The following is a 24,691-nucleotide window of genomic DNA, read 5'->3' as shown; positions in this document are numbered from 1 at the left end:
TGATCAGCCCTTGGTCGGGTGGCGGTCAGGCAGTTGGATGTTGGCGACCTGCTCAGCGATCGGGGCCGTGGACAGGGGATGATGCTTGCCGTCCGCCAGTTCGGACGGGTCATTGATACGGTTCCAATTGCCCTGAATATAAGCCTCAAGCCCTGAGAACCGCGCTTTGTATCCCATCTTGGGGCTGCCCGGCACCCAGTAACCCAGATAGACGTAAGGAAGGCCAGCCTCGCGCGCGATATCGATGTGATCGAGGATCATATATGTCCCCAATGAGCTTTGCGGCTGTTCAGGGTCATAGAAGGAATAAACCATGCTGAGACCGTCATCCAGAACATCGGTTAGGCTGACGGCAATCAGATCTCCGCTTTCGGGGTCGGCATATTCGACCACACGGCTGCGGATCGGGGTTTCTTCGATCATTGCCGCGAACTCGAATACGTCCATATCGGCCATACCGCCATCGGCATGGCGTGTGTCCAGATAACGGCGGAACAGCTCGTATTGCTCATCGGTCGCCCAAGGTGAGTTTGCCCGACGCTGCAGATAGGCGTTGCGTTTGGCGGTGCGTTTCTGGCTTTTGCTGGGCTGAAAGGCCGCCACATCAATACGGGCTGACAGACAGGCGGCGCAATCGGTGCAGGACGGGCGGTAGAGCACGTTCTGAGAGCGGCGAAACCCTTGTTGTGAAAGGGAGTTGTTCAGCTGATCAGCACCTTCGCCTTGTAAGGCGGTGAACAACTTACGCTCCATCCTGCCCTCAAGGTAAGGGCAGGGTTGAGGGGCCGTCACATAGAATTGCGGCGCAATGGGCAGCGTGTGTCGCATGAAGGTTCCGTGTTTCCTGAGACAGGATGATAACAACGGTTCTCTAAACCGCCAAGTGATTCACGTGGCTGATTTATTACGCCCGCTGATTGATCATGACTGTTCCCAGGAACGAATCCGTCAGTCCCTGGCAACGTGCACTGGTCAACATCATGATGACCGAGATAATCTGAACCACGAAAAACGCCATGCTGATGAAATATCCGGCGGTATGCGCCACGGCTTTGCCCATATCCAGACGGGCCCCGAAAGCGTCGCGCAGTTCAATGCCCATAAAGCGCATGCCTAGTGTCGCCGACCCGTTGGCGATGGTGACCACGCGGTACACAAAGCTGATGACGCCGTAGATCAGGGGTAGAAAGAAAAGTCCCGCGCCGAATGTTAGGAAAACCGGCACGATACACAGCAGAGAAATAAAGGCGATGTCAAACAGCCACGCAACAAAGCGTTTGGTTGCCACCGACTGGTAGAACTCGGGCTGGGTGTCAGGATCGGGCAGGTGAGTCATATTGTAATATCCGGATATTGTTCGGAAAATACCCTGTCCCGAATGGCGAAACAGGGCAAGTCTTGATTAGGCGCGTTCGCCGTTATCGGCCTCGTCGCGGTTGTCGCGGGCGCGTTCGTCCATGAACTGATCGAACTCCGCCTTGTCCTTGGCGTCACGCAGGCGGCGCAGGAAGGATTCAAAGTCCTGCTGTTCGCGTTCAAGCCGCGCCAGAGTGTCCGCCTTGTAGGCATCAAATGCACTGTTGCCCGAGGGCTTCATGGCGCTCATGTGACTATGCCAGGTTTTGCGGCGGCTGCAGGATTTGCTGAACATGCGTTTGCTCCAGATCATGTAGGCCAACAGGGCCAGGCCAACGGGCCAGAAGAAGATGAAACCAAGGACCATGGCGGCGATCCAGGCGCCTTTGCCCTTGTCGTCAAGCCAAGCTTCGATACGGTGCAGCCATCCCGGATTTTCAGGGACGGCGGGGTCGGACAGTGCGGTCATTTAAGGTCTCCGGGGTTGATGTAAATCGTTTTCACATTGATAAGATGGGAAGCGAATGGCCGGTTGCAAGGGGTCGATGTGAAAAAGATTTACATTATTCGCCGCGCCTGAGTTTGGTTGACGTCACCCAGAGAACCAAGCAGTTTGCAAAAATGTCTGTCGAAGAACGAAAAACCGCCCCGTCACTTACCGAAATTCTGGAGCTGGAAAAGCAGGTCTGGACAGCCTTGGTTGAAGGTAATGCCTCTGCCGATCGGGCGTTGTTGAGCTCGGATTTTCTGGGGGTCTATCCCACTGGGTTCGCCAACCGCGATGATCATGTCGGGCAATTCGCTGATGCACCGACGATGGCGCAGTACGAGTTGAGCGAGACAAAACTGCGGGTTCTGACGGCCGATATCGTCCTGCTGTCCTATCGCGCCGACTATCAGCGCCCCGACAGCGACGCATGGGAGGCGATGTTGATCTCATCCCTGTGGGAGCGACGCCATGACGTCTGGGTCAACAGTTTCAGTCAGGACACTCCGTTGGAGGCACAATGACCGGTCCGCTGACCATCCACCGTGTTCCGCGGGCCTTCGATGCGTCGTTGGGTGATGAGGCGCTGAATTCGGTATCCGGCATTACTTCCGAGCAGGGGGAGTTGATCGCAGGGGCGGCGGGATCAAGCCCGTATCTGAAGGGATTGATCGAACACGAACGCGAATGGCTACCATCGGCCTTGCAACAACCGGATCAGGCTTTAGCGGATTTGATGGACGCAGCGCGGGCCTTGCCGCCTGATCAGTTAAAACCGGGTTTGCGGCAAGCCAAGCGGCACGTGGCGTTGCTGACCGCACTAGCTGATCTGGCGGGCGCGTGGCCGTTAGAGAAAGTGACCGCTGCGCTGACGGATTTCGGCGCGCTTGCGGCAGATGTGGCGGCTAAGGCCGAGATTGCGGCGCTGATCCGGCGCGACAAGTTGCCGGGGATGACCGAAGACGATGTGGAAACCGCTGCCGGGATGATCATTCTGGCAATGGGCAAGATGGGCGCGCACGAGCTGAACTACAGCTCAGACATCGACCTGATCGTACTGTTCGATGAAACCCGCTTTGACCCCGATGATTTCTTTGACGCTCGGCAAGGGATGGTGAGGGCAACGCGGAATTTCTGCGCCACGCTCAGCGACAAGACCGCGGATGGGTATGTATTCCGCTCCGATCTGCGCTTGCGCCCCGATCCGGCGGTGACCCCGGTCTGTTTGGCGGCTGAAGCGGCCGAGCGGTATTATGAAAGCCTTGGCCGCACGTGGGAGAGGGCGGCCTATATCAAAGCGCGTCCCTGTGCCGGTGACATTGCCGCCGGACAACGCTTTCTAGATGCGCTGCGCCCCTTTGTCTGGCGCAGGCATTTGGATTTTGCCGCCATTCAAGACGCCCACGACATGCGCCTGCGTATTCGCGAGAACAAGGGTACTGGCGGTGCGCTGACAATTCCCGGCCATGACATGAAGCTGGGGCAGGGCGGCATTCGTGAGATCGAGTTCTTCACCCAGACCCGCCAGTTGATCGCCGGGGGGCGCGACCCTGATCTGCGCGTGCGTGGCACCGTGCCCGGTCTGGCGGCGCTGGCCGGAAAAGACTGGATACCGCAAGACGTGGCCGAAAAGCTGACCGCCCACTACCGCGCCCACCGCGAGGTCGAACACCGCATTCAGATGGTCCACGATGCGCAAACCCATAAGGTTCCGCAATCTCCGGATGGAATCGAACGCGTTGCCTGCCTGATGGGGATCGACACCGCCGAGCTGACCGCTGACCTGACCCGCCGTCTGACCGAAGTGCACGAGCTGACCGAAGGGTTCTTTGCGCCCGGTTCCTCGACCCCCGCACCCGCAAGTGAGGCCGATTTTGACCAGAATGTTCTGGCCCGGTGGATGACCTATCCGGCGTTGCGCTCGCAACGGGGCGCGCGAATTTTTGAACGTCTCAAGCCAGAACTACTCTCACGCCTGTCTAAAACCGCAAAACCGGATGAAGCGCTGCGGGCACTGGACGGGTTCCTCGCAGGGCTGCCCGCTGGTGTGCAGCTGTTTTCTTTGTTCGAAGCAAATCCGCACCTGATTGATCTGCTGGTCGATATCGTGGGCACCTCCCACGCATTGGCGGCCCATCTGTCACACAATGCTGCCGTGTTTGACGCGGTGATTGGTGGCAGTTTCTTCAGTGGCTGGCCAGGGCAAGCGGCGCTTGAGGCGGAACTGTCAGTGGCATTACAGCAAGAAACGGACTATGAAACGCAGCTGGATTTCGCGCGTCGCTGGTGCAAGGAATGGCACTTCCGTATTGGTGTGCATCACCTGCGCGGCCTGATCGACGGTGTGCAGGCCGGGCAGCAATATGCCGAGCTGGCCAGTGCCGTCATCGCTGCGATCCTGCCTTGCGTGACCGAACAATTCGCCAAGAAGCACGGACCCGCACCGGGGCGCGGGGCGACAGTGCTGGGTATGGGCTCGCTAGGGGCAGGTCGGATCAACTCGCAATCCGATCTGGACATGATCGTAATTTATGACCCGCTGGATCAGGACATGTCCGACGGTCCGCGCCCCCTGGCCACGCGAACCTACTACGCGCGGTTCACGCAGGCGCTGATCACTGCATTGTCCGCACCGATGTCGCAAGGGCGGCTGTATGAAGTCGACATGCGCCTGCGCCCGTCCGGCAATCAGGGGCCGGTGGCGACCAGTTGGGCCAGCTTCACCAATTACCAACGCAACGAAGCCTGGGTGTGGGAGCATCTGGCCCTGACCCGCGCCCGCGTGGTCGCAGGTGACGCAGGGCTGGCGCAGGATATCGAAGCCTTCCGCGCCGATTTTATGTCTCAGCCCGTTGATCGCCAAAAAGTACTGCGCGAAGTGGTCGAAATGCGCGCGCGCCTGGCCGCTGCCAAATCCCCGGCGGGGATATGGGACGCCAAGAATGGTGCCGGACGGATGATGGATATCGAACTGGTTGCCGAAACCGGGGCGCTGCTGTCAGGTGTCACACAGCGCGACGTGCATTCCGGTTTGGACGGCGCTGTCGCTGCCGGTTTGCTGGACGTCGCTCAGGCGCAAACGCTCAAAGAATGCTACGATCTATGCTGGTCCGTGCAATGCGCCGCCCGGCTGCTGTCGGGCAGGGCGATCGAAGCTGACAACATCGGCGAAGGCGGCGCGGCTTTCCTGTGCCGGGCTACCGGGTTCGAACAGGTCGAACACCTGCAGGGGGCGCTGCAGGACAGTTACACCGCCGCCGCCGGTATTATCGGTCGCGTGCTTGAGGAGGGGCAGGATGCCGCGCAATGACGATCCAAACGATCACAAGGGCCTGATCCGCGAGGCGTATCGCATCGAAGGCATCACGCTGCCCGAGTGCCGCAGCATTTTTCTGGATTGGGCGCTCAGCCTGCCTGCGGATCGCGACCAGACTCAGGCGCTGACCGCGCTGCATGCCATCTATGCCGGGCAAGAGGCCGATCATCCGATGACGCAGGTGCTGGCCGAAGGGTTACAATCGGCTAAAACCCCAAAGAGACGCGGCGGCTGGCGCTCCCGACCGCGCTAGGGCTTTTCCCCCGGCGCGTTCAGCACTATGAGGGCGTCATGACCCAAGCCACCGACCGCCCCCGTATCCGCCTGAAACCCAAAGCCAATGCACGCGGCTTGCGCCATGGCTTCCCGTGGGTCTACGCCAACGACATCGTCACTGACCGCCGCACCCGCAAGATCCCTGCTGGCGCTCTGGCCGTGCTGGAGGATGACAAACGCGCGCCTATTGCGTTGGTCGCTGTAAACCCCGAGTCGAAAATCATGTGCCGCGTGCTGGATCGTGACCTTGGCGCCGACCTGAATGCTGAATGGTTCGAAACCCGCCTGCGCCGCGCGTTGGACATGCGCGAGCGCCTATTAGATGCGCCGTATTACCGCCTGATCCACGCCGAAGCGGATGGCTTTCCCGGCGTGATCATCGACCGCTTTGGCGATGCCTGCGTGATTCAGCCCAACGCTGCCTGGGCCGAAGCGCATCTGGAAACGCTGACCGACGCACTGGTTGCCGTGACGGGTGTGACAACGGTTCTCAAAAACGCCTCGGGCCGGACCCGAAGTCTTGAAGGGCTGGATGATGTAAACCTGACCCTGCGTGGAACAGCGCCTGACGCGCCGCTGCCAGTGCCGATGAATGGCGCGACCTATATGGCCGACCTCACCGGAGGTCAGAAAACCGGCCTGTTCTACGACCAACGCCCCAACCATGCCTTCGCCGCGCGGTTGGTACAACCGGGTGCGCAGGTGTTGGATGTGTTCAGCCACGTCGGCGGTTTTGGTCTGGCGATGCTGGCCGGAGGGGCGGCTCAGGTACTGTCCGTCGATGGCTCGGCTGCGGCGCTGGATCTGGCCGCGCAGGGGGCTGAAGCGTCGGGATTTGCGGACAGGTTCCAGACCCGGCAGGGCGACGCCTTCGACGTGCTGACCAAACTGGGTGAAGAGGGCGCGCAATTTGACGTTGTCATCTGCGACCCACCGGCCTTTGCACCTTCGAAACAAGCACTAGACGCGGGCCTGCGTGCCTATGAGCGTATCGCACGGCTTGCGGCACCCTTGGTCAAATCAGGCGGCTATCTGGGCTTGTGCTCGTGTTCACACGCTGCCGATCTGGGTCGGTTCCGTGACGCGTCTTCGCGCGGGATTGGTCGGGCTGGGCGGCAGGCGCAACTGATCCACACGGGTTTTGCCGGCCCCGATCACCCGCAATTGCCGCAACTGGCCGAAAGCGGCTACCTCAAAGCCGTGTTCTACCGGCTGTGAAGGCGGTTCTGGATACCTGCGTCATCTATCCAACGGTGATGCGAGAGATGCTGTTGGGCGCTGCCAGATTAGGTCACTACACGCCGATCTGGTCCCCTCGTATCCTCGAAGAATGGGCCCGTGCCGCCCGCAAGCTGGGCCCGGAAGGCGAGGCGCAGGCCCGCGCCGAAATCGCCCTGACACAGGCGCAATGGCCCAAGGCCGAACGCACAGCCAATCCGGGGCTTGAACAACGCCTCTGGCTGCCCGACAGCGCCGATATCCACGTTCTTGCCACCGCTGTGGCGTCTTCGGCTGATGTTATCGTCACCGTGAACGCAAAAGATTTTCCAAGAAATATCCTTTCAGAAGAGGGGTTGGAGCGCGGCGATCCCGACAGCTTGCTATACAGATTCTGGCTGGATGACCCTGATGGCATAACCGATGTCGCCAATCGTGTTCTGGCTGAAGCCAATCGCCTGTCCGGTGATCAGTGGACCTTGCGTGCCCTGATGAAAAAGGCCCGTCTTCCAAGATTGGGCAAAGCGCTAGTTACTTAATTTCAGCTGGCCCGTCGCTGCCAAATCTAACCGTCCGCGCCCCAACGCTGCTCAAGCGCTTCCAACGCTGCAATCCGCTCATCTGTCTTCGGATGGCTCATCAACCACGCAGGAACAACTCCGGCGCGCTGCTGAGTTAAATCTTCCAGCTTGTGAAACAGTGATTTTTGCGGGCCGATGCCGATCCCGGCCTTGGTCAGCAGGGCGGCGGCATATTCATCGGCTTCATATTCATCGCCACGCGACAAGCGTGATGCCAGCAGATGGGTCAGCATATTGGCGATCCACGCGCCGATGAAAGGAATGAAGCGGTTTAGCAGCATCATCAGTGCCGCCCGCAATGCGTTCTGGCCGGAAAAGTCAATCATCCGCCGCCGCGCGTGACCCAAGGCCACATGGCCAAGTTCATGGGCGATCACGCTGGCCATTTCCTCGGCCGATACCTCTCCGTTGAGAAATTTACGGTAAAAACCACGGGTGATAAATATACGTCCGTCCGGCGCAGCCAACCCATTTACCGGGTCAATTTCATAGATATAGACAGGCACTCGATCGATCCCGAGCGCCGCTGCCAGCCGATCCGTCATGCGTTTCAGCGCCGGGTCGGCCAGTTCGGTCGATTTTGCATCCAGCTCACGATGGGTGCGCCAGACAGAAATCCGATACATCACAATGGCATAGGCGATGGCCAGCAGAATTGGAGTAAAGCGCAGCATATCTCAGATATGGGCCACAGCCGTCAGACTGGCAAGGGGTTACAGAAGTAGCGCGGGCGAGATGCCCGAGGCCTCGAATTCCCACTGAGCCGACCAGTGTCCACTGGTGCGGGCAACCATCAGATAGTTCCGTTCCGCAACATATCGCAGCGCCTGGCCAGGAAAGCGACGGATGTGAATCGGGTGACCGGGCAGGGGTGTCTCTCCGACCGTGACCAGCGCGCCCAAAACCCGGGCCTAAGCCAGGGGCGGTGCCCGGTGCGTGACGCCCGAGGCGACGAGCTGATGCAATAGCTTGCCATGAGCCAGCTTCATCTCGCCACGCGCAGCAAGGTGGATTTCACCCGACACAACAGTGACATTCTGATCCGCTGGTGCCGCGATGCGTTGCATCAATTCCAGCATATGCGCCCAACTGTCGCGATGGGCGCGGCTTTGCCATTGGTCGCGCAGGTCGTCCTCGTATTTCTGCATGCGTGGGGTCAGCACCATCAGCAGTTCCAGCAGCGACAGGCGCGGGCCCAGCAACGGAACGCTCGACATCACCAATGTGCGGCCCGGCGATGACTGCCCGGCCAGATCCTCCATCCATTGCCAACCGCGCTTGCCCAGCACCTCGCGCCGGGTGCGTTCCGAGCGCAAATCCGGCCCGATCAATCGTATGCCCGGTGCCGTGACCGACCATCCCAGATGCAGACCGGACGGATCGGCGAACCGCGCGGGCAGATCTCCTTCGACCGTGCCATGCTGAAACAGCAGCGCCGCCTCGTGCGCCATGTCGAACAGCACCTGTCCAACCGGCGAATAGGTGCGTGATCGCCTAAGCGAGCCCCAACCGTCGCAAATATCATGGTCGTCCCACTGCATCAGCGAGGGCACACGGGCCATCATATAGGCGATCTCGGGGGTTGCGTAGTTTGTCAGATAGCGTTGCAGGAAACCCTCGCGCAGATGGGTTCGTAATGTCACCAGATCAGCGCGCAACGGGCCCGATGGCAAGTGATCCGGCCATCCATAGCTGAGCGGATGCCCCTGAGTGACTTCATCGGCATAGACCTGATCGCCGCCATGCAGCAGCAACGAGAACGGTGTCCGTTGATGTTCAGCGCCCATACGCGCCCACATCGCATTGCGTTCGGCCCCGTCGCGGTCAAGATCGCCATGCTCCTCGCCATTGCACGAGGCATAGGCGATGCGCAGATCGTCAGTCAGGCCAGAGACTACGTATTCGGTTCCAGCCCAGCATTAGGAGGACGGGCGATCCGCAGGAACTGCAAAGCGCGCGCGGTGCACGTCGTGGGCGGAGTATTCTGCCATGAGTTGTGGGCAAACAGCTCCATCGGGTATTTCGATCTGACCGGGAGTATGACCTTTCAACGAAATAAACAGCGCGGCCAAATGCATCTTGCCGTCGCGAATGTCATCAAGGATCAGAATGGGGCCGGTTACGGTGCTGGAACTGCTCATTTTATTCGCTCACCTATGACGTCACCCTCGAGGGTTCAAGGTGAGCTGTCAGGGATCATTTGTCCTGGTGCCACCGAGTCTTCTAGCGCTCTGATCGGGGTTGGTAGCGGGAACATGACCAGCGGGATGTTATAGCGGCAGCCGAGCCCAATTTTTGCCGAAATTTCTACTTATTGGGGTGGAATGTAGATTGCCAAGCATGAGTGAGTTGAGATGAAAAAATTTTTCTTTCTGTTGTACAAATTTGGGCTGAAAGCACAGGGGCGCTACGGGTTGATGATGTCAGTGTTGCTCTTGACCGGGCTGATCAATGGTGTCCCTGAAGAACATAATGTTCTTCCCCTGATTGCGCTTCTTCTGGCCGGGGTGATCTGCGGTGCTGTGATGGGGCTGCCGCGATTTACGCCTGCTTGGCTTGGCGATCCGAATGGTGTGCTGAAGGGTGGCGCAGTGTTCGTTTTGTCTGGCCTCGTCTTCATTCTGTACGTTCTTGTCGGCATGTTGGGAGTAATATCTTGGGGGATTGAAGAACCGCTGTCCAAAGCTCTGGCGATGCTGGCCTGTTTGCCCACCTTCCTATTTTCAAACATCCTCGGATGGTCGGCACTTGTTTACGGTGTTTCGCCTGACAAAGAAGGTGCTGAACCTCCTCAACACCCCGATATTCCCTCCGCTGTGGGACCTACAACACCAGAGGATCTGCGGAACCTGCGTCAATCACGTATGACACGGTAAGGATTGCTTTAACGGGTCAACTCCCGCATTCCCTGTTCCAGCCCGGCCAGCGTCATCGGCACCATGCGGTCCTCGAAAATCTCTTGGATCATGCCGATCGAGTGGGTGTATTCCCAGTATTTTTCGGGAACCGGATTGATCCACAGATTTGACGTCCACTGTTCGCGTGCGCGTTGCAGCCAGGCCTGACCGGCCTCTTTGTTCCAGTGCTCGTTAGCCCCGCCGGGATAGGCGATCTCGTAGGGGCTCATCGAGGCATCGCCGACAAAGATGCACTTGTAGTCCGAACCATAGGTGCGCAGTACCTCATGGGTCGGGGTCTGCTGGTCCCAGCGGCGGCGATTGTCGCGCCAGACGCCTTCATACAGGCAGTTGTGAAAGTAGTAATATTCCAGATGCTTGAACTCGGTCCGGGCGGCCGAGAACAGTTCCTCGACCACCTTGATATGCGGGTCCATTGACCCGCCTACATCCAGAAATAGCAGCACTTTTACTGCGTTGTGACGCTCGGGGCGGGTTTTGACGTCCAGATAGCCGTGTTCGGCGGTGGCTCGGATAGTGCCATCCAAATCCAGTTCCTCCGCCGCGCCCTCGCGTGCCCAGCGACGCAGGCGTTTCAGGGCCACCTTGATGTTGCGTGTACCCAGTTCAACTGTGTCGTCCAAGTTCTTGAATTCACGCTTGTCCCAGACCTTGACTGCGCGCCGATGGCGGCTTTCGTCCTGACCTATGCGCACACCTTCGGGGTTATATCCATAGGCCCCGAACGGAGACGTTCCGGCTGTGCCGATCCATTTATTGCCACCCTGATGGCGGCCTTTCTGATCCTTCAGCCTCTCGCGTAGCGTTTCCATCAGCTTGTCGAACCCGCCCAAGGCTTCGATTTCGGCTTTTTCTTCATCTGACAGGTGTTTCTCGGCCATCTTCGCCAGCCAATCAGCGGGGATGTCAACGGCTTCAAGAACCTGTTCAAAGCTGATTTGATCCAGCCCTTCGAAACTGGCGGCAAAGGCACGGTCGAACTTGTCGATGTTGCGCTCATCCTTTACCATCGACACGCGGGCTAGGTAGTAGAACGCTTCAACATCATAGGTCGCCAGACCCTTTTTCATCCCCTCTAGAAAAGTCAGATATTCGCGCAAGGATACGGGAATGCCGGCTTTTCTGAGGTTTTCGAAGAAGGGCACAAACATCGGTCAGACCACAAAGCGGATGAGGATAAGGGACAGTACCAGCCCGACCAAGGCAAAGGCGATGCCGTATCCGGCGGCATATTGCGCCATGTCGGCACCGGTACCATTGCGTTTGCGCGCCGTCAGCGCCCCAAGGATTGCCCCTAGTATCGCCATACCCAGAATTACGACCATGCGTTATCCGCCCCTGTTGTTGTTGGGGGGCCCTTCCGCAACGTCCTGACTTAGCGACCGGACCACCATTTCCGAGCCGAACCCGTAGCGTGCCCATCCCAGACTGTCCAGCCTGACGGAACGTGCCTCAGAAGTTCGGCCCGCCTGATTGAGGGCTTCGGATTTTAGCAGCAACAACGTTGCCAGTTGTGAGGCATTTTCGGCCCGCTTCATCACGTCTATGGCCTTGTCCAATTCGGGAAGAATTGCAGGACCGTCGCCCAATGCCAGGGCGAAAGCTGCTGTTTGGGTGGTGATATAAGCCTGATGGATTTCAGTGCCGGGGCTTGCGCGCAGAAACTGCAAGGCGGTCTGATAATTGCGCAGTGCGTCCTGAGGTCTGTCAAACTGGCCCATCCGTCCCATCAAGTAATACGGATAGGCGCGACGGTGATCAGTCCAGCCTTGTTCCTGACCGATCCGTGCGGCTTTTTGTGCGGCCCGCAGGCGACGCTGCGTACTCAATTCCGGACGCAGGGATTTTTGAACTGCGTTGATCCATTCGCGCGGCGTTTCAGACAATGGTTGCGCGGGTAGTGCAGCGCCGCGGGGGTTCAGGCGGCTGAGGATCCCGGGCAGGGCGACTTCGACCTGTTCGCGGGTCATACCGCTGCGCAGTTCGGGTGCGTAGGCCGTGCGCAGGATCAGCATGTCGAACCCGGTCAGAACAGTGTGGATATTGTCATCGTTGAACACCGAATCCGGCAGATGGTACAGATCGTTCAGCGGCCCCAACGCCTGCGCGATCTCTTCATGCAGGCAATCGCGTTTTTCCTGCGGGCTGACGTCATTGGGGATGAAGATACCCAGACGTTCGCGGCTGCGCAGTCGGCTCCAGCTGCTTTTCTGTTTGCGCCGGTCGCGCCGGTATTCATCGAAGGTCGAAGAGTTGGGCACCACAAAACAGGCCGCCTGTGGCAGAATTTCGTGGATCTGCGCCTGACTGACGGCCTCGATTGTGATGTTGGCCGTGCCTTCCGAGATCTGGCGGATGTCGATCCCGGCCTCGCGGCGCAGGCGGTTCAGCAGTTGCGCCAGGTCGCGCTGCATCGAAGGCGTTGGCGCACCGGTTAGGCGAACGGTTATCGGGGTTTCAAATCGAGTAAAGACCGGCAGTTGTGCGCCGCCCTCCAGCGCAAAATGCAACGACACGAAATCCGCTGCGATATTGGCATTCGATCGGCCCGGTGGCTTGGGATATGCACGGGTGAACGCCTTGGCTGGGGGCAACGCCTCTTCTATAGCCTGAACGCGGGTCGGCACTTCGGTCGGCTCAACCGTGGCGCAACCCGCCAACGCCACGCCTGCAACAAGGGCCACCAATCGCATCATGGGCGCTGATACCGGATAAAGGGCGTCTGTTTACCAATGCGATCATAGAGCTTACGGGCGGTGTGGTTGAAATCCTGCGTCAGCCAATAGACCGAGGGGGCGCCCTGCCGGTCAGCCTCATCATACACTGCCTGGATCAGGGTGCGTCCAACACCGGTGCCGCGCGCCTCAGGCCGGGTAAACAGGTCCTGCAGATAGCAGACGGATTCGACCTTCCACGCGTGGCGGTGAAACAGATAGTGGGTCAGACCAAGAAGCTGCCCACTTTGTTCCGCAACAAAGCATGAGAAATCATTTGGGTCGTCACCCAGCAACCGCGCAAAGGTGCTGTCATAGGTGTCATCGGCGACCGTTGTCTCATAGAACGCCAGATAGTCGCGCCACATGTCGGACCATTCAGCCCGGTCGTCGGGCCGCAAGGCGCGGATGGTCAAATTGTCAGTCAATCACAGTGTCCCGTCTGATCCGGTTATACATAGCCCGGAATAACCGGGCCGCCACCTGCAATGCTGACAGCCAGACCTGTCCAAGGCAAGCAGCGATCACCGGGTGTTCAACAGGTTCAGCGTTTGCCGCGCGCCATAAAGGCCAGACGTTCGAACAAATGCACGTCCTGTTCGTTTTTCAGCAGCGCTCCGTGCAGTTTGGGCAAAGCGTTCGCCCCATCGCGTTTGAGATCCTCGGCTGTCAGGTCTTCAGCCAGCAGCAATTTCAGCCAGTCCAAAACCTCGGAGGTTGAGGGTTTTTTCTTCAAACCTTGTGTTTCGCGGATTTCATAGAACTGGGTCAGGGCGGTGGTCAGCAGCGCATCCTTGATGCCAGGGTGATGGACCTCGACTATCCGGCGCATGGTCGCCTCATCGGGGAAGCGGATATAGTGAAAGAAACAGCGACGCAGAAACGCGTCGGGCAGTTCCTTTTCATTGTTCGAGGTGATGATGACGATAGGGCGATGCTTGGCCCGGATGGTCTCACCAGTCTCGTAAACATGGAACTCCATCTTATCGAGTTCCTGCAGTAAATCGTTGGGAAATTCGATGTCGGCCTTGTCAATCTCGTCAATCAGCAGAACGACTTTCTCGTCAGCATCGAACGCTTGCCAAAGTTTACCTTCGCGGATGTAGTTGGACACGTCATGCACGCGTTCGTCGCCCAGCTGACTGTCGCGCAACCGGCTGACCGCATCATATTCATACAAGCCCTGTTGCGCGCGAGTGGTGGATTTCACATTCCACTCGATCATGCGCAGCCCCAGCGCTCCGGCCACCTGCTTGGCCAGCTCGGTCTTGCCGGTGCCGGGCTCCCCCTTAACCAACAGAGGGCGTTCCAGTGTCACGGCAGCGTTTACCGCAATGGTCAGGTCATCGGTGGCAACATATTCGGCGGTGCCTTGGAAACGTGCGGTCATGGGACCCTCATGTGGTTTCGCGCTATCTGTGTTGTTCGGGTTACAGAGAGGCGATGATTTTGACAAGCGGGCCACAGCGTCACGCGACGAGAATTTCGTAACGACTCCAATCCCTTTTGTGTGATTCGACGGCTTGCAAGCGCAGTTGCGGGTGTGGTTTGCCAAAATTTTGCCTGACAATTTCCACAGTATAACAAGGTTTTGTTGTTATTTGTCTCATATTTAGACATGTCAGGGACGTGACGTATCAAGACGACGTTTGTGTAGTGACATTCAAGCGTGCGTCGGATACACGCACCGCAGAAGGGAGTGCCAAATGTCAGGTCAAACAACAGCAACCGACGTTACTGGCCATACCGAGGGAGCAAAAATGAAGCAGGAAGTTTTTCTGCCGGAGGATTACCGTCCGGCCGAAGATGAACCTTTCATGAACGACCGTCAGCTTGAGTATTTTCGCCGCAAGCTGATGGATTGGAAGAATGAACTATTGGCGGGCAGCCGCGACACGATTGAGGGGCTGCAGGACAACACCCGCAACATTCCGGACGTAGCAGACCGCGCAAGCGAGGAAACTGACCGCGCGCTGGAACTGCGTACCCGCGACCGTCAGCGCAAGCTGGTCGCCAAGATCGACTCGGCCCTACGCCGCATCGAAGAGGGCGAGTACGGCTATTGCGAAAAGACGGGTGACCCGATTTCGCTGAAACGTCTGGATGCGCGTCCTATCGCGACTATGACGCTTGAGGCTCAGGAACGTCACGAGCGCCGCGAAAAGGTTCACCGCGACGATTGATCGCTGGAACTTGGGTAAAAATTCAAACGCCGGGGCCTGTTGCCCCGGCGTTTTTACGTTAAGCCGGTATCATGAATATCGATGGTCTGAATTTCAATGTCATTGGCGGCGGAATAGGGGGTCTGGCGGCCGCTCTGGCGTTGCGGCAACGCGGGGCGCAGGTCACGGTTCACGAGCAGGCCCCAGCCCTGACCGAGGTTGGCGCGGGTTTGCAGATCAGCGCCAACGGCATGGCGGTCCTGCGGGCACTGAATGTGCTGATGCCGGAGCCTGAGGACGGTCAGTTGTCCCACGGCACAATCCTGCGGGATTACCGCAAGGGACGTGTCGTCAGCCACATTCCCGCGCCGGCTGCTGGACCGACTTATTATTATCATCGCGCGGATTTGCTTGACTTGCTGCACCGTGCGGCGGTGGAAGCGGGCGTCACTATTCGGCTGGGCGCGCAGGTGGCGCAGGTAATTCAACACCCGGCTGAGGCGGAAATCGTCTTAACCAATGCTGAACGCTTGCGCTGTGACTGCGCCATCGCAGCTGACGGGGGGCGTAGCGCTATACGACCGATACTGAACGGCTCAGAGGCTCCTCAATTCACCCATCAGATTGCCTGGCGCGCGACCATTCCCTGGTCACACCGTGATGAGACGCCTTGCGCATCGCTGACAATGGGACCGGGCCGCCACGTCGTCACATACCCATTGCGCGATCAACGTCTGATGAATGTGGTAGCGATTGAGGAACGCTCGGACTGGCAAGAGGAAGGCTGGCGTCTGCAAGGTAATCCGGACGACCTGCGGGCGCGGTTTGCTGATTTCGGTGGTCTGGTGGGCGATATCCTGTCCGACGTGACCGAAACCCATCTTTGGGCCTTGTTCCTGCGTCCGGTGGCGCAAAGCTGGCAGCGGGGACGACTGGCGCTGCTGGGCGACGCCGCGCATCCTACGCTGCCCTTCATGGCGCAAGGGGCCTGTCTGGCGCTAGAGGATGCTTGGGTTCTGGCATGCTCCTTCGAAGACCAACCCGATGTGACACAAGCCCTTGCTGCCTATGAAAACCTTCGCCGACCAAGAGCTAAACGAGTCGTTGCCGCCGCCGGAGCCAACGCGCGCAATTTTCACCTGCGTGGCCCCATGCGACTGGCGGCTCAGATGGCACTGATGGCCATAGGCCCGCGGCTTTCTCGAAAATACGAGTGGATCTACGACTACGACCCGACCGCGTGATCTTTTACAGGTCGAGTTGAACCCAGACCGGCACATGATCTGAGGGTTTTTCGTGCCCGCGCACGGCTGCATCAATCTGGCAGTCTTGCATCAGATCGGCGGCCTGAGGTGTCAGCAGAAAGTGATCGATGCGAATGCCATCGTTTTTATTCCACGCACCGGCTTGATAGTCCCAAAAGGAATAGTGGCCGGAGCCTTGCGTGCGGGCGCGGAAGGCCTCGGTAAAGCCCAGATAGAGGATTTTGCGAAACGCCGCGCGGCTTTCCGGGCGGAACAAGGCGTCTTCGCGCCAAGCATCCGGGCGGGCGGCGTCTTCGGCCTGTGGGATAATGTTATAGTCACCGGCCATGAGTGCCGGTTCTTCGCTGTTCATCAGGTCGCGCGCCCGATCATACAACCGCTCCATCCAGGCCAGTTTGTAGTCGTATTTCGGCCCTGGCACCGGGTTGCCGTTGGGCAGGTACAATCCGCAAATACGCAGCGCCTGTTTGCCAATCACGGTTGCTTCGATCCAACGCGCCTGCTCGTCCTCATCATCGCCGGGCAGGCCGCGGGAAACATCCTCAAGCGGAAGTTTCGATAGAATAGCTACGCCATTAAAGCTTTTTTGGCCATGAGTTTCGACGTTATAGCCACGTTCCTCGAACATCTCGCGCGGGAAGTTTTCGTCGACCGATTTGATTTCCTGCAGCAGAACAACGTCTGGCTGTGCGTCGTCAAGCCACCTGGGCAGGGCCTCGGCCCGCGCTTTGATGCCGTTAATGTTAAACGTGGCGATTTTCATGCGCGATCCTCCGGCTGGCTGCCGGTTGATCTATCACTCAACCGCGCGGTCAGGGCAAGGTCACATTGAAAAAGACGTACCGCAGCCGCAGGACGAGGTCGCGTTAGGGTTCTCGATCACAAACCGCGCGCCGATCAGTTCTTGTGTGAAGTCAATCACCGCGTTTTCCAAAAACGGCAGCGAAATCGAGTCGACAATGACCTTCTGGCCTTTACCTTCCAGCACAAGATCATCGTCCTTGGGCTCGTCGAGCGCGATTTCGTATTGAAAACCGGAACATCCGCCACCTTCCACGGCGACGCGCAGAGCTTGACCCTGATCTGCTGCGCCAATCTCGGCGAGGCGATCATAGGCGCGTTCTGTGACTGTGGGGGGCAGATTCATGCCGGTCTCCAAAGGTTTATTTCCTTAGCAGGCTACAATATATGAAACCTTAGGACAGGCGACAAGGACAAGACCTTTGGAAAGAGCGGGTTTTGCCTCGAACCCCAATCGCGCAAGGGGGCGGTTGGTGCCAGAGGAAGAAAGCAGTTTCCGGTCATGTTTTCAACGTGACCGGGATCGGATCATTCACGCCAGCGCATTTCGGCGGCTGAAGCACAAGACACAGGTGTTTGTTGAGCATGAAGGCGACAGTTATCGCACTCGTCTGACACATTCGATCGAAGTCGCGCAAGTGGCGCGCACGATTGCCGGTGCCTTGAGGTTGAACCCCGAGCTGACCGAAGCCGTGGCGCTGGCGCATGATCTTGGGCATACGCCCTTTGGTCATACCGGAGAGGACGCTCTGCACGCATTGATGCAGTCCTATGGTGGCTTCGATCACAACGCGCAGGCCATTCGGATCGTCACCAAACTGGAACGCCATTATGCCGAATTCGATGGCTGCAACCTGACATGGGAATGTCTGGAGGGCATTGCCAAGCATAACGGCCCTGTGACAGGCGAATTGCCGTGGGCATTGGCCGAATGCAACGGTGGTTTTGACTTGGAACTGCACACCCATGCCAGTGCCGAGGCACAGGTGGCCGCGCTGTCAGATGATATTGCCTATAACAATCACGATCTTCTGGATGGGCTGAGGGCTGATTTGTTCACGGACGCGGAAATTCAGCAATTGCCAATTGTGGGTGATTGTTATGCTGAAGTGGACCGCAAATACCCCGGTCTGGACCCGTATCGGCGCAGGCACGAAGCGTTGCGGCGCGTTTTTGGTGTGATGGTTTCGGATGTGATCGACACGTCGCGCGACCTGATCGCCGCGTCTGGGGCGCAAACGGTCGGGGATATCCGGCATCTGGGCTATCCGGTGATCCAGTTCTCGGCGGGGCTTTGGACCCAGCTCAAGGAAATCCGCACCTTCCTGTTTTCGCGGATGTATCGCGCGCCCAGCGTGATGAAGGTCAGGGCCGAAGTCTCTGCTGTCGTTGAAGAATTATTCCCGATCTACTTGAACGATCCGAAGCAGATGCCAGCCCGTTGGCACAGCGATATCGAGGCCGCCCGGGATGAGACTGCGCTAGCCCGCATCGTGTCTGATTATATTGCCGGAATGACCGACCGCTTTGCTTTGCAGGATCACAAAAGACTGACGGGCCGCTCGTCACTCGATCCCGATATAGGCTAACGCCCAGACCTGCTGCCCGGATTGCTCGTACGCCAGATCAGCATCGTTTGTGGGGGGGAAAACAATCATCGTCGGGCCATAGCCGCCGATCCCCATTGGGCTGCCATCCGCGTGGGTTGCCACGATGGGCTGGTGCGTCTGAATACTGTCCCAAAGGATTTCGGACTGATAGCCATCCATCGCCATTGGCTTGGCAGTTTTCCCTTCAGCCCCGGCCATAGTCATCACATCCGACAAAAGCGGGCCAGAGAAAGTGATGTCACGCTGATTGTCTTCGGAACCGTAGGCAATCGTGATCTCCACCTGTGTCAGACCGTCCAACATAGAGGCGTCAAATCCGGCGGCACCGTCGTGCTGCACTTCGAGGTATCCCAGCAGGCCACCGTCATTCTCACCCCGGGCTGGCAGGTTGGTTTCGGTGACCGCTCCACCCAGAGTCAGAAGGACGTGGCCTTGCGGGGTGTGCATCTCGGCCCAAACCGGGATCGAGATGGTCAGGACAAAGGCAAGAGGCAGGGCAAGGCGCATGAAACGGTCTCCGGGTTACAATTTTCCTGAGACCTTAGCCCGGTTTATAGCTAATCCAAGCGGAAACTGATCGCTTCCATTGACCTTGCCGCTTTGCGTGGTAAACCGCCGGGCAAGCAAAAGGACATCCGAAATGAACCTGTTTTCCGAGATCCGCGGCCTTGTACTGGACGCGCTGGCGCAGTTGCAGTCCGAAGGTGCTCTGCCCGAGGGGCTGAGCTTTGACAACGTGGCGGTCGAACCGCCGCGCGATGCGGCGCATGGCGATATGGCGACCAACGCCGCGATGGTATTGGCGAAACCTGCCAAGATGAAGCCGCGCGATATTGCTGATGTGCTGGCCGGAAAGCTGGCGGCGGATGATCGGATCACGAGCGCCGAAGTGGCCGGGCCGGGATTTTTGAACCTGCGGTTGGCGCCTTCGGTTTGGCAGGGTGTTCTGGCGGCGGTGCTGGAGAAAAGCACCGATTATGGCCGCTCGACCATGGGGCAGGGGCAGAAGGTCAACGTGGAATACGTCTCGGCCAACCCAACCGGTCCATTGCATGTGGGGCACACGCGGGGTGCGGTGTTTGGGGATGCGCTGGCGAGCTTGTTGGCCTATTCCGGTCATGACGTGACCCGCGAATATTATATCAACGACGGTGGGGCGCAGGTGGATGTGCTGGCGCGCTCGGCTTATGAACGGTATCGCGAGGCCAACGGACTGAGCCCCGAGATTGCCGAGGGGTTGTATCCAGGTGACTACCTGATCCCGATCGGCGAGGCGCTGAAAGAGAAATACGGCGACAGTCTGATCGACAAGCCGGAAAGCGAGTGGCTGGAAGAGCTGCGCAACTTTGCCACCGACGCGATGATGGACCTGATCCGCGCTGACCTGAAGGCGCTGGGCGTTGAGATGGACGTGTTCTTTTCGGAAAAGTCGCTTTATGGCACCGGCCGTATCGAGGCCGCGTTGGAGTCTCTAACCGAGAAGGGACTGATCTACGAAGGCGTTCTGGAACCCCCGAAGGGCAAAAAGCCCGAGGATTGGGAGCCGCGCGAGCAGACCTTGTTCAAGTCCACCGAACATGGCGACGACGTCGACCGCCCGGTGAAGAAATCGGACGGCAGCTGGACCTATTTTGCCCCGGATATTGCCTATCACTATGACAAGGTGACCCGTGGCTTTGACGCGCTGATCGACGTGTTCGGTGCGGATCACGGTGGCTATGTCAAACGGATGAAAGCGGCTGTATCAGCGCTGTCCGATGGCAAGGTGCCGCTGGATATCAAGCTGACCCAGTTGGTGAAGCTGTGGAAGAACGGCGAGCCGTTCAAGATGTCCAAGCGGGCAGGGAATTTTGTTACCCTGCGCGATGTGGTCGATCAGGTGGGGCCGGATGTGACCCGGTTTGTGATGTTGACCCGCAAGAACGACGCGCCACTAGATTTCGATTTCGACAAGGTGCTTGAGCAGAGCCGCGAGAACCCCGTGTTCTATGTGCAATACGCCCATGCCCGCGTCATGAGCGTTGTTCGCCGCGCGGCCGAGTCCGGGATTGCCGCCGATGACGCGACCCTTGCAGGTGCGGATCTCAGCAAGAACGACCACGCATCGGAATTGACCGTGGCCAAGAAGCTGGCCGAATGGCCCCGCTTGGTAGAGATTGCTGCGCGTACCAACGAACCGCACCGCGTTGCCTTCTATCTGTACGAGCTTGCAGGTGACTTCCACGCGCTGTGGAACAAGGGCAACGACGAGACTCAACTGCGTTTCATCCAGGATGGCGATGTTGCCACAAGCCAGTCAAAAATCGCATTGGCCCGCGCCGTTTCTGTTGTGATTTCAGCGGGCTTGGGTATTCTTGGCGTTACTCCAGCGCAGGAGATGCGGTAACAAACACCGCCCGACGCGCCGGTACGAGGTAGGCAAGAAATGACCCGCGCGCCTTATTTTCTGGCGTGAATCGGGCGGTGAGGCGGACATGGCACGTTACGATTACTCGGGGCAGATGCGCCCCGAGCAGATGCATTACACGAATCAACCACATCCTCAGGATGGGTACGAATATTCCGACGACATCCACGGGTATGATGAGGCGCCACGCGCAGCGGGACTGGGACGTATCGTAAACGCGCTGGGCGCGGTTGCGTCCCTAGCTTTGGTCGCAGGGATTGGCGTCTGGGGCTATAAACTAGTGATGCGCGATGTCAGCGGCGTGCCGGTTGTGCGCGCCATCGAAGGACCCATGCGCATTCAGCCGGAGAACCCCGGTGGAACACCCGCTGATCATCAGGGACTGGCCGTCAATACGGTGGCTGCGGTCGGAACCGCGGCTCCGCCTGCGGATCGTTTGATCCTTGCGCCGCGCCCGGTGTCTCTGTCGGATGAGGACATACCTATTGAACCTCTGAAAGCTACTCCGGCCGTGCATGTAGTGCAGGAAGAGATTTCCGATCAGGAAGCCGCTCAGTTGCGTCAGGGCAAGGTCGATGCTCTGGTCGCCGAATTGGCGGGGGACGCGGCCGAAATTGATGCACCCTCTGAGCAAGGTGTGCAACTGGCCTCTTTGACAGTGCTTGAGGAAGAGCCAGCGATTGACCCCGCTGACCTCGCGGCGCAATTGCCCGATCCTGAACTGGCTGCGCTGCCGGGGGTTCGTCGGTCTCTGCGTCCCAACACTCGACCGGCGCGGGCCGTCCCCAGCCGGATCACCAACAACAGCAGTACCGAAGACGCGATCAATGCCGCGGTCAAAGCCGCTGTAGGGTTGGATATTGACCCGGATACGCTGTCCAAAGGCACGCGTATGGCTCAGTTGGGGGCCTATGAAAGCACCGACGTAGCGCGCGCCGAGTGGGATCGCCTGAATGGCCGTTTCGGGGAGTATATGAATGGAAAACAACGTGTTATCCAGAAAACTTCGCGTGGTGGGCGAACCTTCTATCGCTTGCGCGTGCTGGGATTTGACGATCTGAGCGACTCCCGCCAGTTCTGCGCGGCCCTCGAAGCACAAGGCGCTGATTGTATCCCGGTGGCCGCTCGGTGAGTTTTCGCGCGGCGATCACTGATGCCGAAGGCCTGCGCCTGACGCCCGAAGAAAAAAAACTATTTCAAGAAATGAACCCTTTCGGGTTTATTTTGTTTGCCCGCAACATCGATAACGCCGATCAGGTTCGCGCTCTGTGCGATGACTTCCGCGAGGCGGTGGGGCGCAACTGCCCCATAACCATTGATCAGGAAGGCGGCCGGGTGCAACGCCTGCGCGCGCCGCTGGCACGGGAATGGACGCCGCCGCTGGATCACGTCACGCGCGCCGGGGATCAGGCCGAACGCGCCATGTATCTGCGCTATCGCCTGATCGCGAATGAGCTGTTTGAACTGGGGATCGACAGCAACTGCGCACCGATGGTGGATCTGGCGCGCGATAATACTCATGCCTTTCTGAAGAACCGCTGCTATGGAGCTGATCCCAAAGAAGTTTCCGGGATCGGAAAGGCCGTTGCAAAGGGGCATTTGGATGGCGGCGTTCTACCTGTGATCAAACACATGCCGGGCCATGGTCTTTCCACGCTGGATAGCCACCACGACCTGCCGCATGTCGATCTGACGCAGGATGCGTTGGAGCAGGCCGATTTTGCACCGTTCCGCGCCCTAAGTGACCTGCCGATGGGGATGACCGCGCATTTGGTTTATGACCGGATCGACCCGCAACCGGCTACGATTTCGCCCACCGTGATTGGTCTGATCCGCAACGAAATCGGCTTTGATGGTCTGATCATGACGGATGATATCTCGATGAAGGCCGTCAGCGGGGCCCCCGAAGAAATTGCCTGTCAGGCGCTGTCCGCAGGATGTGATGTGGTTTTACATTGCAACGGGTCGTTTGAAGCCCGAACCAAGGTGTTGGAAGCTGCCGGAGAAATGACCGAGCTGGCCCGGAAACGCGCGGAAAAGGCGTTAGCGATGCGGCAAAAGCCCCTTGAACTTGACATCCCAGCCGCCGAGGCGGAACTATCTGCCCTAATGGGCGGGCAGGTATATGAACGATAACCTTTTCAGCGAAGAACCGGTCTCGGTCGCGGATCGTCTTGCGGCCGAAGCCCTGATCGTTGACGTCGACGGGTTCGAGGGCCCGTTGGACGTGTTGCTGACCCTGTCGCGCACGCAAAAGGTTGACCTGCGAAAGATATCGGTTCTGGCGCTGGCGCAGCAATATCTGGCTTTTGTTGAAAAGGCTCGCGCGCTGCGGATTGAACTGGCGGCTGACTATCTGGTGATGGCGGCGTGGCTGGCGTTTCTGAAATCACGTCTGTTGCTACCCCCTGATCCGGATGACGAAGGTCCCTCGGGTGAAGAATTAGCTGCGCATCTGGCGTTTCAACTGGAACGCCTGCAAGCAATGCGTGACGCCGCAGCGCGTCTGATGGCACGCGATCAGTTGGGGCGTGATTTCTTCAAACGCGGGCAGGGCGAAGATGTCACACGTATCCGTACTGTGACTTATTCCGCAACACTGCTGGATCTGATGCAGGGCTATGCCCGTATCCGAACCCGCGACGAATTCCGTCCCTTTGTGATGGATCGCGACGCTGTGTTCACGATGGAACAGGCGCTTGAACGGATGCGCCCTCTGATCGGCTTTGCGGGCACCTGGACGGATATGGAAACCTATCTGCCCGAAGGTTGGGATGCTGACCCAGTTCGCAAACGGTCGGCCACGGCGGCGACGTTCGCAGCTTCGCTGGAGTTGGTGAAAGAAGGACATATGGAGATCAAGCAGAGCGATACCTTTGCACCGATCCATCTGCGCAAGAGGACTGACACACGTGACTGACGCCCCCGAAGACGAAGGCACTGGCACCCTGTTCGAAGCACCGCCACTGGCGGAGCAGGAGCGCATGGTCGAGGCCGTGCTGTTCGCTAGCGCCGAACCGGTGACTACCTCCGACCTTGAGGCCCGGATGCCCCATGGCAGCGACGCGGCGCAAGCGGTTGAAATGCTTCAGAAACGTTATGAAGGGCGCGGTGTGCGTGTGGTCAAGGTTGGTGAGGCCTGGGCCATTCGAACCGCTCCCGATCTGGGCTTTTTGATGCAGAAGGAAACGGTTGAGACTCGCAAGCTCAGCCGTGCTGCCATCGAAACGCTCGCCATCGTGGCTTACCATCAGCCCTGTACCCGGGCCGAGATCGAAGAGATTCGCGGCGTATCTGTATCGCGCGGGACGATTGATCAATTGCTTGAGATGGAGTGGATTCGTCTGGGCCGTCGTCGCATGACACCAGGCCGTCCGGTGACATTCGTGGTGACGCCGCATTTCCTTGATCATTTTGGGTTGGAGAATGCTCGCGACCTGCCGGGGCTCAAGGAACTGCGTGCCGCTGGCCTTCTGGAAAACAGGCCGCCTCCGGGGGCAATTCCGCTTGGTGAAGGGCGCGAAGACGAGCAAGATGAAGACCAGACCGAACTGTTTGAGGAAGAGTGATCAGGCAGCCC

Annotated in this window: 29 protein-coding genes; 14 read left to right on the top strand and 15 right to left on the bottom strand. The window is 58.7% G+C overall.

Going from position 1 to position 24,691, the window contains the following annotated elements; all coding sequences use genetic code 11:
- Positions 1 to 3: 3 nt before the first annotated feature.
- The 3 genes from ACR0DT_RS03575 to ACR0DT_RS03565 form a co-directional block, all read right to left on the bottom strand.
- The gene (locus tag ACR0DT_RS03575; RefSeq protein ID WP_480709431.1) at positions 4 to 828 is read right to left on the bottom strand and encodes an arginyltransferase; all 825 of its coding nucleotides are present in this window, start codon (positions 826 to 828) and stop codon (positions 4 to 6) included.
- 76 nt (positions 829 to 904) lie between these two features.
- Positions 905 to 1,336 carry an RDD family protein gene (locus ACR0DT_RS03570; RefSeq protein ID WP_480709430.1) on the bottom strand — a complete coding sequence of 144 codons (432 nt, stop codon included), beginning with the start codon at positions 1,334 to 1,336 and terminating at the stop codon, positions 905 to 907.
- A gap of 66 nt (positions 1,337 to 1,402) precedes the next feature.
- Positions 1,403 to 1,825 carry a DUF2852 domain-containing protein gene (locus tag ACR0DT_RS03565; RefSeq protein ID WP_480709429.1) on the bottom strand — a complete coding sequence of 141 codons (423 nt, stop codon included), beginning with the start codon at positions 1,823 to 1,825 and terminating at the stop codon, positions 1,403 to 1,405.
- Between the two features lie 152 nt (positions 1,826 to 1,977).
- Between ACR0DT_RS03565 and ACR0DT_RS03560 the strand changes: the two genes are divergently transcribed.
- Genes ACR0DT_RS03560 through ACR0DT_RS03540 form a run of 5 tightly spaced genes read left to right on the top strand, consistent with a single transcriptional unit; the run spans position 1,978 to position 7,192 of the window.
- Positions 1,978 to 2,367 (top strand): DUF4440 domain-containing protein, encoded by a 390-nt coding sequence (locus ACR0DT_RS03560; protein ID WP_480709428.1) that lies wholly within the window; start codon positions 1,978 to 1,980, stop codon positions 2,365 to 2,367.
- Complete coding sequence (locus ACR0DT_RS03555; RefSeq protein WP_480709427.1) at positions 2,364 to 5,153, top strand: [protein-PII] uridylyltransferase family protein; 2,790 nt, start codon at positions 2,364 to 2,366, stop codon at positions 5,151 to 5,153. Before ACR0DT_RS03560 ends, ACR0DT_RS03555 begins: the two co-directional genes overlap by 4 nt.
- Positions 5,140 to 5,412 carry a hypothetical protein gene (locus tag ACR0DT_RS03550; protein WP_480709426.1) on the top strand — a complete coding sequence of 91 codons (273 nt, stop codon included), beginning with the start codon at positions 5,140 to 5,142 and terminating at the stop codon, positions 5,410 to 5,412. The genes ACR0DT_RS03555 and ACR0DT_RS03550 overlap by 14 nt, the downstream gene beginning before the upstream one ends.
- A gap of 38 nt (positions 5,413 to 5,450) precedes the next feature.
- The gene (locus tag ACR0DT_RS03545; protein WP_480709425.1) at positions 5,451 to 6,653 is read left to right on the top strand and encodes an RSP_2647 family RNA methyltransferase; all 1,203 of its coding nucleotides are present in this window, start codon (positions 5,451 to 5,453) and stop codon (positions 6,651 to 6,653) included.
- Positions 6,650 to 7,192 carry an RSP_2648 family PIN domain-containing protein gene (locus ACR0DT_RS03540; protein ID WP_480709424.1) on the top strand — a complete coding sequence of 181 codons (543 nt, stop codon included), beginning with the start codon at positions 6,650 to 6,652 and terminating at the stop codon, positions 7,190 to 7,192. The genes ACR0DT_RS03545 and ACR0DT_RS03540 overlap by 4 nt, the downstream gene beginning before the upstream one ends.
- Before the next feature lie 26 nt (positions 7,193 to 7,218).
- Here ACR0DT_RS03540 and ACR0DT_RS03535 read toward each other — a convergent pair whose 3' ends face one another.
- The 4 genes from ACR0DT_RS03535 to ACR0DT_RS03520 are packed head-to-tail and all read right to left on the bottom strand — an operon-like array spanning position 7,219 to position 9,375.
- Positions 7,219 to 7,908, bottom strand: a complete 690-nt coding sequence (locus ACR0DT_RS03535) for a M48 family metallopeptidase (RefSeq protein ID WP_480709423.1) — start codon at positions 7,906 to 7,908, stop codon at positions 7,219 to 7,221.
- 39 nt (positions 7,909 to 7,947) lie between these two features.
- Positions 7,948 to 8,136 carry a hypothetical protein gene (locus ACR0DT_RS03530; protein ID WP_480709422.1) on the bottom strand — a complete coding sequence of 63 codons (189 nt, stop codon included), beginning with the start codon at positions 8,134 to 8,136 and terminating at the stop codon, positions 7,948 to 7,950.
- A 9-nt stretch (positions 8,137 to 8,145) separates the two neighbouring features.
- On the bottom strand, positions 8,146 to 9,102 hold the full coding sequence (locus ACR0DT_RS03525; protein ID WP_480709653.1) for an alkaline phosphatase D family protein: 957 nt from the start codon (positions 9,100 to 9,102) through the stop codon (positions 8,146 to 8,148).
- Between the two features lie 51 nt (positions 9,103 to 9,153).
- Positions 9,154 to 9,375: a hypothetical protein gene (locus tag ACR0DT_RS03520; RefSeq protein ID WP_480709421.1), complete on the bottom strand. Its 222-nt coding sequence runs from the start codon at positions 9,373 to 9,375 to the stop codon at positions 9,154 to 9,156.
- Positions 9,376 to 9,588: 213 nt separating this feature from the next.
- Here ACR0DT_RS03520 and ACR0DT_RS03515 point away from each other — a divergent pair, with 213 nt between their 5' ends.
- Positions 9,589 to 10,110 carry a hypothetical protein gene (locus tag ACR0DT_RS03515; RefSeq protein WP_480709420.1) on the top strand — a complete coding sequence of 174 codons (522 nt, stop codon included), beginning with the start codon at positions 9,589 to 9,591 and terminating at the stop codon, positions 10,108 to 10,110.
- Positions 10,111 to 10,118: 8 nt separating this feature from the next.
- Here the strand turns inward: ACR0DT_RS03515 and ACR0DT_RS03510 are convergent, their stop codons facing one another.
- From ACR0DT_RS03510 to ACR0DT_RS03490, 5 genes are all read right to left on the bottom strand, one after another.
- Positions 10,119 to 11,303 (bottom strand): vWA domain-containing protein, encoded by a 1,185-nt coding sequence (locus tag ACR0DT_RS03510; protein ID WP_480709419.1) that lies wholly within the window; start codon positions 11,301 to 11,303, stop codon positions 10,119 to 10,121.
- Between the two features lie 3 nt (positions 11,304 to 11,306).
- Entirely contained in the window at positions 11,307 to 11,477 is a 171-nt protein-coding gene (locus ACR0DT_RS03505; RefSeq protein ID WP_480709418.1) for a hypothetical protein, read from the bottom strand.
- 3 nt (positions 11,478 to 11,480) lie between these two features.
- Positions 11,481 to 12,845: a DUF2927 domain-containing protein gene (locus tag ACR0DT_RS03500; RefSeq protein ID WP_480709652.1), complete on the bottom strand. Its 1,365-nt coding sequence runs from the start codon at positions 12,843 to 12,845 to the stop codon at positions 11,481 to 11,483.
- On the bottom strand, positions 12,845 to 13,294 hold the full coding sequence (locus ACR0DT_RS03495) for an N-acetyltransferase family protein (RefSeq protein ID WP_480709417.1): 450 nt from the start codon (positions 13,292 to 13,294) through the stop codon (positions 12,845 to 12,847). The genes ACR0DT_RS03500 and ACR0DT_RS03495 overlap by 1 nt, the downstream gene beginning before the upstream one ends.
- 116 nt (positions 13,295 to 13,410) lie before the next feature.
- Positions 13,411 to 14,256: an AAA family ATPase gene (locus ACR0DT_RS03490; protein ID WP_480709416.1), complete on the bottom strand. Its 846-nt coding sequence runs from the start codon at positions 14,254 to 14,256 to the stop codon at positions 13,411 to 13,413.
- Positions 14,257 to 14,626: 370 nt separating this feature from the next.
- Here ACR0DT_RS03490 and dksA point away from each other — a divergent pair, with 370 nt between their 5' ends.
- Together dksA and ACR0DT_RS03480 are read left to right on the top strand one after the other, a co-directional pair.
- A complete protein-coding gene (gene dksA, locus ACR0DT_RS03485; protein WP_425080489.1) occupies positions 14,627 to 15,049 on the top strand; it encodes an RNA polymerase-binding protein DksA in 423 nt (140 codons plus the stop codon).
- Between the two features lie 71 nt (positions 15,050 to 15,120).
- Positions 15,121 to 16,272, top strand: coding sequence for an FAD-dependent monooxygenase (locus ACR0DT_RS03480; protein WP_480709415.1), 1,152 nt, complete (start codon positions 15,121 to 15,123; stop codon positions 16,270 to 16,272).
- 4 nt (positions 16,273 to 16,276) lie between these two features.
- On the opposite strand, the gene xth is transcribed toward ACR0DT_RS03480, so the two are convergent.
- Positions 16,277 to 17,056, bottom strand: a complete 780-nt coding sequence (gene xth, locus ACR0DT_RS03475; RefSeq protein WP_480709414.1) for an exodeoxyribonuclease III — start codon at positions 17,054 to 17,056, stop codon at positions 16,277 to 16,279.
- 60 nt (positions 17,057 to 17,116) lie between these two features.
- Positions 17,117 to 17,440 (bottom strand): HesB/IscA family protein, encoded by a 324-nt coding sequence (locus ACR0DT_RS03470; RefSeq protein ID WP_480709413.1) that lies wholly within the window; start codon positions 17,438 to 17,440, stop codon positions 17,117 to 17,119.
- Between the two features lie 76 nt (positions 17,441 to 17,516).
- On the opposite strand from ACR0DT_RS03470, the gene ACR0DT_RS03465 reads away from it, so the two are divergent.
- Positions 17,517 to 18,683, top strand: coding sequence for a deoxyguanosinetriphosphate triphosphohydrolase (locus tag ACR0DT_RS03465; RefSeq protein ID WP_480709412.1), 1,167 nt, complete (start codon positions 17,517 to 17,519; stop codon positions 18,681 to 18,683).
- Here the strand turns inward: ACR0DT_RS03465 and ACR0DT_RS03460 are convergent.
- On the bottom strand, positions 18,660 to 19,211 hold the full coding sequence (locus tag ACR0DT_RS03460) for a putative pterin-binding protein (RefSeq protein ID WP_480709411.1): 552 nt from the start codon (positions 19,209 to 19,211) through the stop codon (positions 18,660 to 18,662). The two genes, ACR0DT_RS03465 and ACR0DT_RS03460, sit on opposite strands and share 24 nt — an antisense overlap.
- 133 nt (positions 19,212 to 19,344) lie before the next feature.
- Between ACR0DT_RS03460 and argS the strand changes: the two genes are divergently transcribed.
- The 5 genes from argS (at position 19,345) to scpB (ending at position 24,680) form a co-directional block, all read left to right on the top strand.
- Positions 19,345 to 21,090, top strand: a complete 1,746-nt coding sequence (gene argS / locus ACR0DT_RS03455) for an arginine--tRNA ligase (RefSeq protein WP_480709410.1) — start codon at positions 19,345 to 19,347, stop codon at positions 21,088 to 21,090.
- Positions 21,091 to 21,178: 88 nt separating this feature from the next.
- Entirely contained in the window at positions 21,179 to 22,243 is a 1,065-nt protein-coding gene (locus ACR0DT_RS03450; protein ID WP_480709409.1) for an SPOR domain-containing protein, read from the top strand.
- Positions 22,240 to 23,247, top strand: coding sequence for a beta-N-acetylhexosaminidase (gene nagZ, locus ACR0DT_RS03445; protein WP_480709408.1), 1,008 nt, complete (start codon positions 22,240 to 22,242; stop codon positions 23,245 to 23,247). Before ACR0DT_RS03450 ends, nagZ begins: the two co-directional genes overlap by 4 nt.
- Positions 23,237 to 24,031, top strand: coding sequence for a segregation and condensation protein A (locus ACR0DT_RS03440; RefSeq protein WP_480709407.1), 795 nt, complete (start codon positions 23,237 to 23,239; stop codon positions 24,029 to 24,031). The genes nagZ and ACR0DT_RS03440 overlap by 11 nt, the downstream gene beginning before the upstream one ends.
- Positions 24,024 to 24,680, top strand: coding sequence for an SMC-Scp complex subunit ScpB (gene scpB / locus ACR0DT_RS03435; RefSeq protein WP_480709406.1), 657 nt, complete (start codon positions 24,024 to 24,026; stop codon positions 24,678 to 24,680). Before ACR0DT_RS03440 ends, scpB begins: the two co-directional genes overlap by 8 nt.
- Positions 24,681 to 24,691: the final 11 nt, after the last annotated feature.

The organism is Ruegeria sp. BI11 (assembly GCF_056538005.1).
Note: the sequence above shows the minus strand (reverse complement) of the source record. Positions and strands in the feature narration are given on the sequence as shown.

What these genes read in the sequence shown, in the direction of transcription:
- ACR0DT_RS03565 (WP_480709429.1), bottom strand. Translation starts at nt 1,825, where the DNA reads ATGACCGCACTGTCCGACCCCGCCGTCCCTGAAAATCCGGGATGGCTG.
- ACR0DT_RS03560 (WP_480709428.1), top strand. Translation starts at nt 1,978, where the DNA reads ATGTCTGTCGAAGAACGAAAAACCGCCCCGTCACTTACCGAAATTCTG.
- argS (WP_480709410.1), top strand. Translation starts at nt 19,345, where the DNA reads ATGAACCTGTTTTCCGAGATCCGCGGCCTTGTACTGGACGCGCTGGCG.
- ACR0DT_RS03440 (WP_480709407.1), top strand. Translation starts at nt 23,237, where the DNA reads ATGAACGATAACCTTTTCAGCGAAGAACCGGTCTCGGTCGCGGATCGT.
- ACR0DT_RS03500 (WP_480709652.1), bottom strand. Translation starts at nt 12,845, where the DNA reads ATGCGATTGGTGGCCCTTGTTGCAGGCGTGGCGTTGGCGGGTTGCGCC.
- ACR0DT_RS03470 (WP_480709413.1), bottom strand. Translation starts at nt 17,440, where the DNA reads ATGAATCTGCCCCCCACAGTCACAGAACGCGCCTATGATCGCCTCGCC.
- ACR0DT_RS03555 (WP_480709427.1), top strand. Translation starts at nt 2,364, where the DNA reads ATGACCGGTCCGCTGACCATCCACCGTGTTCCGCGGGCCTTCGATGCG.
- ACR0DT_RS03575 (WP_480709431.1), bottom strand. Translation starts at nt 828, where the DNA reads ATGCGACACACGCTGCCCATTGCGCCGCAATTCTATGTGACGGCCCCT.
- ACR0DT_RS03460 (WP_480709411.1), bottom strand. Translation starts at nt 19,211, where the DNA reads ATGCGCCTTGCCCTGCCTCTTGCCTTTGTCCTGACCATCTCGATCCCG.
- ACR0DT_RS03510 (WP_480709419.1), bottom strand. Translation starts at nt 11,303, where the DNA reads ATGTTTGTGCCCTTCTTCGAAAACCTCAGAAAAGCCGGCATTCCCGTA.
- ACR0DT_RS03535 (WP_480709423.1), bottom strand. Translation starts at nt 7,908, where the DNA reads ATGCTGCGCTTTACTCCAATTCTGCTGGCCATCGCCTATGCCATTGTG.
- xth (WP_480709414.1), bottom strand. Translation starts at nt 17,056, where the DNA reads ATGAAAATCGCCACGTTTAACATTAACGGCATCAAAGCGCGGGCCGAG.
- ACR0DT_RS03515 (WP_480709420.1), top strand. Translation starts at nt 9,589, where the DNA reads ATGAAAAAATTTTTCTTTCTGTTGTACAAATTTGGGCTGAAAGCACAG.
- ACR0DT_RS03490 (WP_480709416.1), bottom strand. Translation starts at nt 14,256, where the DNA reads ATGACCGCACGTTTCCAAGGCACCGCCGAATATGTTGCCACCGATGAC.
- ACR0DT_RS03545 (WP_480709425.1), top strand. Translation starts at nt 5,451, where the DNA reads ATGACCCAAGCCACCGACCGCCCCCGTATCCGCCTGAAACCCAAAGCC.
- ACR0DT_RS03570 (WP_480709430.1), bottom strand. Translation starts at nt 1,336, where the DNA reads ATGACTCACCTGCCCGATCCTGACACCCAGCCCGAGTTCTACCAGTCG.
- ACR0DT_RS03520 (WP_480709421.1), bottom strand. Translation starts at nt 9,375, where the DNA reads ATGAGCAGTTCCAGCACCGTAACCGGCCCCATTCTGATCCTTGATGAC.
- dksA (WP_425080489.1), top strand. Translation starts at nt 14,627, where the DNA reads ATGAAGCAGGAAGTTTTTCTGCCGGAGGATTACCGTCCGGCCGAAGAT.
- ACR0DT_RS03550 (WP_480709426.1), top strand. Translation starts at nt 5,140, where the DNA reads ATGCCGCGCAATGACGATCCAAACGATCACAAGGGCCTGATCCGCGAG.
- ACR0DT_RS03505 (WP_480709418.1), bottom strand. Translation starts at nt 11,477, where the DNA reads ATGGTCGTAATTCTGGGTATGGCGATACTAGGGGCAATCCTTGGGGCG.
- ACR0DT_RS03450 (WP_480709409.1), top strand. Translation starts at nt 21,179, where the DNA reads ATGGCACGTTACGATTACTCGGGGCAGATGCGCCCCGAGCAGATGCAT.
- ACR0DT_RS03480 (WP_480709415.1), top strand. Translation starts at nt 15,121, where the DNA reads ATGAATATCGATGGTCTGAATTTCAATGTCATTGGCGGCGGAATAGGG.